This window comes from Psychroflexus sp. MES1-P1E (genome assembly GCF_002836055.1).
In the GTDB taxonomy this organism is placed as follows: domain Bacteria; phylum Bacteroidota; class Bacteroidia; order Flavobacteriales; family Flavobacteriaceae; genus Psychroflexus.
Genome location: NZ_PJBS01000119.1, coordinates 1 through 7,496, shown reverse-complemented (window position 1 = coordinate 7,496; position 7,496 = coordinate 1). Strand labels below are relative to the sequence as shown.

The window sequence follows — 7,496 nt, the reverse complement described above, 5'->3', positions numbered from 1 at the left end:
TATGGACAATGCTAACCTTGGTAGCGGTAACTTTTCTGTATTCTGAAGGTAGAAAAATTACAGCTGTTGCTGTTTATAAAAATGTATTTTTACTTCTTGTTTTTTATATCAATTACAGCTTATTAGTCCCTCATTTATTACTGCGAAAGAAAAGGGTCTTGTACTTGATTTTCACTTTTATACTTTTAATAATTTCTTGCGTTATCATTTATTATGTGTTCCCTTTTAAAGTAAACAGGAACCTGATCTTAAATAAACCTCCAAGGTTTATACCTATTATATTTTTTAATGCATTTTTTTTAATTATTAGTACAGGAATTCGTGTTTACGAGCAATGGGTAATATATGAAAGAATTCAAAAAGAGATCGAAGATCAAAAAAACAAAGCAGAATTAGAGGTTCTAAAAAACCAATTAAACCCGCATTTTTTATTTAATACGTTAAATAGTATTTATTCGCTTACGGTTAAAAAATCCAATGATGCACCAGAAGCGATAATTATGTTGTCGGAAATGATGCGATATATGCTCTATAAAGCGAATGATAATAGAGTGCTGTTGAAAGATGAATTGGAATTCATTGAAAACTATATAAAACTTCAGCGCATTAGAATAGCAAAAAATGAAAATGTAGTGTTTAATATAAGGGGGGCTATTTCCAAACAGAAAATAAGTCCACTACTTTTTATATCCTATATTGAAAATGCGTTTAAATATGGGACAGATTTTAGAGGAAACACCAATGTAAGTATAGCCCTTAGTGTGAAAGCTGATGCCTTACAATTTAAATGCATTAATTTAATAGGAAGTAGAAATATAGATGAAGGAAACTCTGGAATAGGAATGCAAAATTCAAAAGAGCGATTACAATTATTGTATCCAGAAAACCATTGGTTAACTACAACAGATAAAGACAATAAATTTATTGTTGATTTAAAACTAAAATTAGAATAATTAGAAATTTTTTATAGAAATCAGTTTACAATAAAAAATTACTGCAGACAACAAAAAAATAAATTACAGATGAAATGTGTAATAATAGATGATGAACCTTTGGCTGTTGATATCATTGAAACGTATGTTAATCAAATTGGAGGGATAGAAATTGTCGCTAAATGTAATAGTCCTTTAGAGGCCATTACCATCCTTAATAAGCATCAGGTTGATGTAGTGTTCTTGGATATAGAAATGCCCAATTTAACGGGTTTAGATTTGGTGAGAACTATAGAAAATATGCCACAATTTATTTTTACTACAGCTTACCCACAACATGCTATAGAAGGTTTTGACCTAAATGCAACTGATTATTTAGTAAAACCTATTCCGTTTCATCGATTTTTAAAGACTGTTGCTAGAGCTAAAGAAAAACATGCGTTAGAAAAAACGATATCTGGCCCTACATCTTCTATGGTTCAGCAAGAAGCGGTTCGTGAAATCGATTTTATTTTTGTAAAATCCGAATACGAAAATATTAAAATAAATATTCAAAATATCACATACATTGAAGCATTAAAAGATTATATTAAAATTTACCAAAAAGACGATTCCAAAGCTTTACTGACCTTATCTAATTTTAAAAGTATTTTAGAAAAGCTCTCCGGAAATTTTATGCGTGTGCATCGTTCTTATATTATAAATATAGATGCTATACAAGCTTTGCAAAAAACCAGATTTATTATAGGTGACAAGCGCATACCAATTGGGGAAACTTACAAAGAAGACGTCTTAAAACGGCTTAAAGTTTAATTGGACTTTATTATAAGTGTCAAAATCTAATAGCTGTATTAAAATTAATTATACTTACTTTTCTGAAACCATAAATCCTCCAAACTTAAATTTAAAGTCAGGGTATGAAAGTTTTCTTTAATTAAACCATTTTCAACTTGTCCTTTTTGTCCATAGGAATATCCTAAATTTATAAAGGAGTGTCTCCTTTGGTTACCAAAAGGGAATCCTAATCCAAAACTAATTGAAGAGTTAGTAATTCGGTCATCTTTAATAGCTAAATTACCATTATCCATTTTAAACCCAGCCCTATAATTTACCCGTCTCCAATAATTAGTGCTATTTTTTCGAGGAATAAATTCCGTTCCAAAACCAATAAAATCTTGGTCTACATAATCAGCTATTAAATCGCTTTGGTTAGTAGCATCCCAAAAATTTCTTTTATAGTCAAGATTAAAAAAGAGCTTATCACTTAATTTTGCATGTAGCCCAAAGCCTATTTCTAATGGTAATTTAAAAGCCTCCAAATCATTTTCTTCATCAAGAGGTACAACACCTCCAATAACGCTTCTTGTATGATCTCCATTTAATTTTATTGGAAGATTAATAAAACTACCAACAGATATTTTATTATTTATATCGTATTGTATACCTGCACCTAAACGAAATCCGTTATAAAAAAACGTTTCGTTTATATTTAGTGTGTTGCTTCCAATAAAATCGGTTTCGTCTTCCTTTATTTTTCCAAATAAGAAAGAGCCTCTTAATCCCAATCGAAAATTGTCTGTTAATGAATACCCATAATTTAATTGGATATCATTTAAACCACCAGAGCCTTTAATATTTGTTATAAAGGAATCGGTAGAACCATCTATGGGGCTTTCTATCCTAGTAACAATATAGCCAACATTAGTATATGGAATTAAGGTAATGCCCAAACCTGATTTTGCTGATAATGGAAATGCCAATGCCAAATTAGAAAAGTTTCCATTAAGACGAGACTCTTGATTACCATCTTCATATAAAGTTTCCTTCTGTAATTTAAGTCCTACATCATATAAAAAACTTCCTTTTGGGATACTCCCCAAAGATGCCGGATTTAAGTTATTTATTGAATATTTTGAAGGCATTGCAAGCCCAGTATTACTTAAAGCGTTGGTTTTTCCTGTATTTAAATCGTTAGACAGCCCTAACCCATAAAGGGAGTAAGGAGATGACGATAAACCATTGGATTGTGAAAATGTTATTTGACTCATACATAATAGACAAATGCTATAAAATATATGGTATGGTTTGTTATTCATAAGTGGCATAGGTTAATTCTAATTTTATTTGCAAGTCATCTGGAGCGCCATTACCATTAAAAATATATCTGTCTACAGAATTGTTGAAATTTTGCGGATAAATGGCTAAAAAATATTCTTCGTAAGTTTCGGATTGTTTAATGTCAATAAATGATTTTATATCTATGACGTACACATCGGTATCAAATTCTGGATTGTGATCTTCTATACTGCTCATTATAGGTGTAGTATCATCGTAATTTAAATTGGTAAGGACGTTAGATTTATTGTCAATGATATAAACCTGTATAGAATCTCTGGTATATAAGTTATCTGAATACATATGTTCTTTTAAAGAGAATTTTAACTTGGCATCTACTACTACACCTTGAAAAGAAATATCATTTAACGTTTTTAAATGTGGTATATCAAATCGAGTAACAATTCCTGTTCCTGCTTGAATAAAAAAACTATTATCGGTTTCTGTACTTGGAAGTAAGGTTTCTTGGTCGACTATATTTTCAAAATAAGTTCCCGTTTTATCACTACTGATCTGATTAAAGGTATTTGATAAATTAAAAGTAAAGTCTATTTTTTTTTCTTCAGATTCATCGTCATTATCATCAACCGTGTAGTATAGCCGAATGAAACTATTAGCAGAAAACCCTAAAACAGTAGTGTTAGTATCATTATTTGCGGCAATTAATACGCCTTTGTAGTCATCTAAAAAATCATCGCTATTATTTATGTCATTATCTTTTAATTTATTAAAAAGTGTCAAACCATAATCATCATTTATCTTAATATCTAAAGAATCACTTTTATTCGGGGTAGCATAAAAGTCCTTAATTCCAATTGGTACTATATCATAATTAAAGTTAGCTGTGTTGTAGTAGTTATAGTCTTCTTCATCTGGCTCTATATCATCCAAAACATTAAAGACTTTAAATTGTTGAATAGGTATGGTATCGTTATAAAAGTACCTATCAGGGATGAGTATTAATGCAATCGAATCGTAAACAGCATCGACTTCAATATCATAAACAGTATTCCTTAATTGCACAAAGCTTTTGCTCGAAATTTTTCCAAAAACGGGGTCGTTATATGCACCTATTAAAAGTCTGTTAGCGTCAGATACAACTAAAGAATCAAATTGAAATGTTGTCGCTTTAACAGTTAAGGTGTCTATAAAATACGCTTTAGTTGTGGTGCCAACAAAGTCTTCACCTATTTGAAATGTAAAGTCTTTATTTTCTTCTTTACTACAGGAAAGGCTACTAATAATAATTAAACCTATTATGATATATCTCATCTCTATTTTTTGGCGAAACTAATTGCTTGCTCTACCATTGAGAAAAAAAGTATACCAAAGCGGATGTTTGCCATCTAAAGACCAAATTTTCATCTACCAACCTGAAGATATCGTGTTCGTCATGAAATAATAGGAGCTAGTATATGCGAATTAGATAGTCGTCTATTACTTTTTTGCACATTTGAAGTAAAGCATATGTTTGCCGAAATAATAATGCAAAATGATTAGAAACATTTCTATTATAGTCTTCATAATGGTCGCTTTAAAAGGCTATGGTCAATTAGAAAGGGATGTATTTTCCTTTAATTATACCTTGGCACCTATCGGCAATGATGCTGTAGATTTTTATAAAACAGATTTTAAAATAAACATTTCTTTTAAGCTAAAAAAAGGAGTGCTCATAAATTCTGTTGGCTATGATTATTACCAATTGAGTTATACCAATGCACCTATGAATACTGAAGAATTAAACAGTTTTCATGGAGTGAATTATAGACTTACGTATTTGTATCCTCGTAATAATAAGTGGAATTTAAGTGCAGGAGCAGGCGTTTCTATATCCTCAAATTTAGCAAGTTCTATAACCCATGAAGATTTTTTATTTAATGGAGGAATCACTGCAATAAAAAAAGGGGGAACATATAAAAACCCTTCTCTATTTGTGTTTGGGTTAGGATATTCTACCCTAGCCGGAAAACCAAGTGTCTTGCCATTGATTAGCTACTCTAGAAAAGTAAATAATACCTTTTCGTATGGTATTGGTTTTCCAAACACCTATGCAACATACAATCTAACCGACAGGAGTTCTTTTAATGCTTCCTTATGGCAGAATGGCCATTATGCCAATTTAAGTAATCCTGTTGCTGTGACAATGATGGATGAAGCCAATAAGGCGTCTTACACAGCTATTTCTTTAGGATTGGATTACGCTTATCAAATGGATGATACTTAGGCAATCACTTTTAAAGCTGGGTATTCTTTTCATAACACCTATGAACTATTAGACCGTGATAATAACACGGTCTATGATTTTGATTTAGGACCTAAACTCTATTTCTCAACTGGAATAAAATTGAATCTAAAAAATAAAATTAAAACAAAAACAGATGATGATAAACAATAAAAAAATTATGGTTGGATTAGCATTTTTTACACTTGCTTTAGTAGGATGTTCAACCGACGACGATGATAATGGTGAAAGAGGAAACTGGAAAGAACGCTCGGTATTTAACGGCATCCCAAGAAGTAATGCTATAAGCTTTACTATAGGCAATAAAGGGTATATGGGAACTGGTTACGATGGCGATGACTATTTAAGCGATTTTTGGGAATACGATATTGATGGCGATTTTTGGGCTCAAAAAGCAAGTTTCCCTGGAACACCAAGAAGCTCTGCGTCTAGTTTTACATTAAATAGCAATGGCTATTTGGGAGTTGGTTATGATGGAGATAATGAATTGTCCGATTTTTGGGAATATAAAACAAGTTCAAATTCATGGAATCAAAAAGCAGATTTTGGTGCAGGCGTGCGTAGAGGTGCCGTTGGTTTTGGAATTAATAATACAGGCTATATAGGTACAGGCTATGATGGTGATAATGATAAAAAGGATTTTTGGAAATATAATCCTACTACTGATGAATGGCATGAACTTATTGGTTTTGGAGGCCATAAACGTAGAGATGCAACCACCTTTATCATAAATGACAAAGTGTATTTGGGTACTGGCGTTAGTAACGGGTTGTATGTAGATGATTTTTGGGAGTTTGATCCACAAACCGAAATTTGGACTAGAAAAAGAGATTTAACCTACGAAGATGATTACTATATAAGGCGGTCTAATGCTGTTGGTTTTTCTATTAATGGTTTGGGATATATTGCAGCAGGATATACTGGTGGTGCTATAGGTACAATTTGGGAATACATACCTGAAGCTGACACTTGGGAAGAAATTACAGCATTGGAAGCTACGGTGCGTCAAGATCCAGTAAGTTTTTCAAATGGTAATCGCGCGTTTGTACTTTTAGGAAGAACGGGGAGTTTATACCTAGATGATAATTATGAAATATTTCCTTTCGAAGAATATGATGATGAAGATTAGTTTTTAATTGGTTGAATTGCCCTAAATCTATTTTATGATAATGAAGATGAGTGAAAGATAAAATACTTTAGGGCTATTTTTAAAAAGATAAATAATGAAAAAGACAACAGGATTTATTATAACGATCGGTTTAATAGTAATAACCTTTTTGTTAGTAGCAAACAAAGACCAATCTATAGGTAGTAAAACATTTGGTGTTGATACTGGGTTTGGTTATGAGATTACTAATAAAAAGAAGGTTTTAATTAAACAAAATCATATTCCAGCAATTCAAGAATCCAAGCCCTTTTACTCTAAAGAAGATGCTGATAAAGTGGCTAATTTGGTTATTAGTAAGCTAAAAAATAAGAAATCACCTACGGTTTCATTAAAAGAACTAGCAATATTAAAAATACAAACCAATGCACTCAAATAAGGCTAATGTAATAAAATGTATTATTGTTAACACCAGCCCAACTGTTATTGACACCATCAAATCTTACTTAAACAGGATTGAATACATAGAATTAGTAGCTTCATTTAATAACCCAATAGATGCCATTTCATTTTTAAATAAAAAGAAAATTGATTTGGCTTTTTTAGATGAAAGATTATGTAGTTTTAATTGGATAAATATTTCAAAAAAAATCAACCACTTACCTCAAATTATTTTCACTTCAAATAATGCTAAATTTAGGCTTGAAGCTTTTAAATTAAATGCAACTTATTATTTAACCAAATCCATAGAATTTAGTGATTTTTTAAAAGGAATACATAAAGTTGAGAATAGATTTAAACGATTAAATCCTACCACTGCTAACATGGTTTCTGCTGGTACAATAGAAACAAAAAAAGAAGAGGACATTATTTTAATTAAAACAGAACACGAAAATTACACTCAATATTAGTGAGATAAAATATATACAAACGATAAAAGGTCTGACTAAAATTTTTATAAATAATAGAAGAGAACCAATAATTACAACTTTTAAATTAGATAGGGTTCTTATCGACCTTCCCGATTACTTTTGGCAAATACACAATTCGTTTTTATTAACACTTGTTTGATTATACCAAATTAAATTTATAATGTCGTATA

At 30.8% G+C, this 7,496-nt stretch carries 9 protein-coding genes; 7 read left to right on the top strand and 2 right to left on the bottom strand.

All coding sequences use genetic code 11. The features are described 5' to 3' along the window. Positions 1 to 953: sensor histidine kinase (locus CXF67_RS03280; protein ID WP_145990359.1), on the top strand; the 953-nt coding region annotated here is incomplete at its 5' end. Positions 954 to 1,022: 69 nt separating this feature from the next. Continuing rightward, positions 1,023 to 1,745, top strand: a complete 723-nt coding sequence (locus CXF67_RS03275) for a LytR/AlgR family response regulator transcription factor (protein ID WP_102087447.1) — start codon at positions 1,023 to 1,025, stop codon at positions 1,743 to 1,745. A gap of 44 nt (positions 1,746 to 1,789) precedes the next feature. On the opposite strand, the gene CXF67_RS03270 is transcribed toward CXF67_RS03275, so the two are convergent. Together CXF67_RS03270 and CXF67_RS03265 are read right to left on the bottom strand one after the other, a co-directional pair. Beyond that, a complete protein-coding gene (locus tag CXF67_RS03270) occupies positions 1,790 to 2,980 on the bottom strand; it encodes a BamG family beta-barrel-assembly machinery protein (RefSeq protein ID WP_102087446.1) in 1,191 nt (396 codons plus the stop codon). Between the two features lie 40 nt (positions 2,981 to 3,020). Next, entirely contained in the window at positions 3,021 to 4,319 is a 1,299-nt protein-coding gene (locus tag CXF67_RS03265) for a DUF4270 family protein (protein WP_102087445.1), read from the bottom strand. 220 nt (positions 4,320 to 4,539) lie between these two features. On the opposite strand from CXF67_RS03265, the gene CXF67_RS03260 reads away from it, so the two are divergent. The 5 genes from CXF67_RS03260 (at position 4,540) to CXF67_RS19170 (ending at position 7,465) form a co-directional block, all read left to right on the top strand. After that, complete coding sequence (locus CXF67_RS03260) at positions 4,540 to 5,271, top strand: DUF6268 family outer membrane beta-barrel protein (protein ID WP_102087444.1); 732 nt, start codon at positions 4,540 to 4,542, stop codon at positions 5,269 to 5,271. Between the two features lie 154 nt (positions 5,272 to 5,425). Next, positions 5,426 to 6,418 carry a Kelch repeat-containing protein gene (locus CXF67_RS03255; protein ID WP_308302167.1) on the top strand — a complete coding sequence of 331 codons (993 nt, stop codon included), beginning with the start codon at positions 5,426 to 5,428 and terminating at the stop codon, positions 6,416 to 6,418. A gap of 94 nt (positions 6,419 to 6,512) precedes the next feature. Continuing rightward, entirely contained in the window at positions 6,513 to 6,833 is a 321-nt protein-coding gene (locus CXF67_RS03250; protein ID WP_102087443.1) for a DUF4907 domain-containing protein, read from the top strand. Continuing rightward, positions 6,820 to 7,305, top strand: a complete 486-nt coding sequence (locus tag CXF67_RS03245) for a LytR/AlgR family response regulator transcription factor (protein WP_102087442.1) — start codon at positions 6,820 to 6,822, stop codon at positions 7,303 to 7,305. Before CXF67_RS03250 ends, CXF67_RS03245 begins: the two co-directional genes overlap by 14 nt. After that, complete coding sequence (locus CXF67_RS19170) at positions 7,289 to 7,465, top strand: LytTR family transcriptional regulator DNA-binding domain-containing protein (RefSeq protein ID WP_102087449.1); 177 nt, start codon at positions 7,289 to 7,291, stop codon at positions 7,463 to 7,465. The genes CXF67_RS03245 and CXF67_RS19170 overlap by 17 nt, the downstream gene beginning before the upstream one ends. The last annotated feature ends 31 nt before the right edge of the window (positions 7,466 to 7,496 follow it).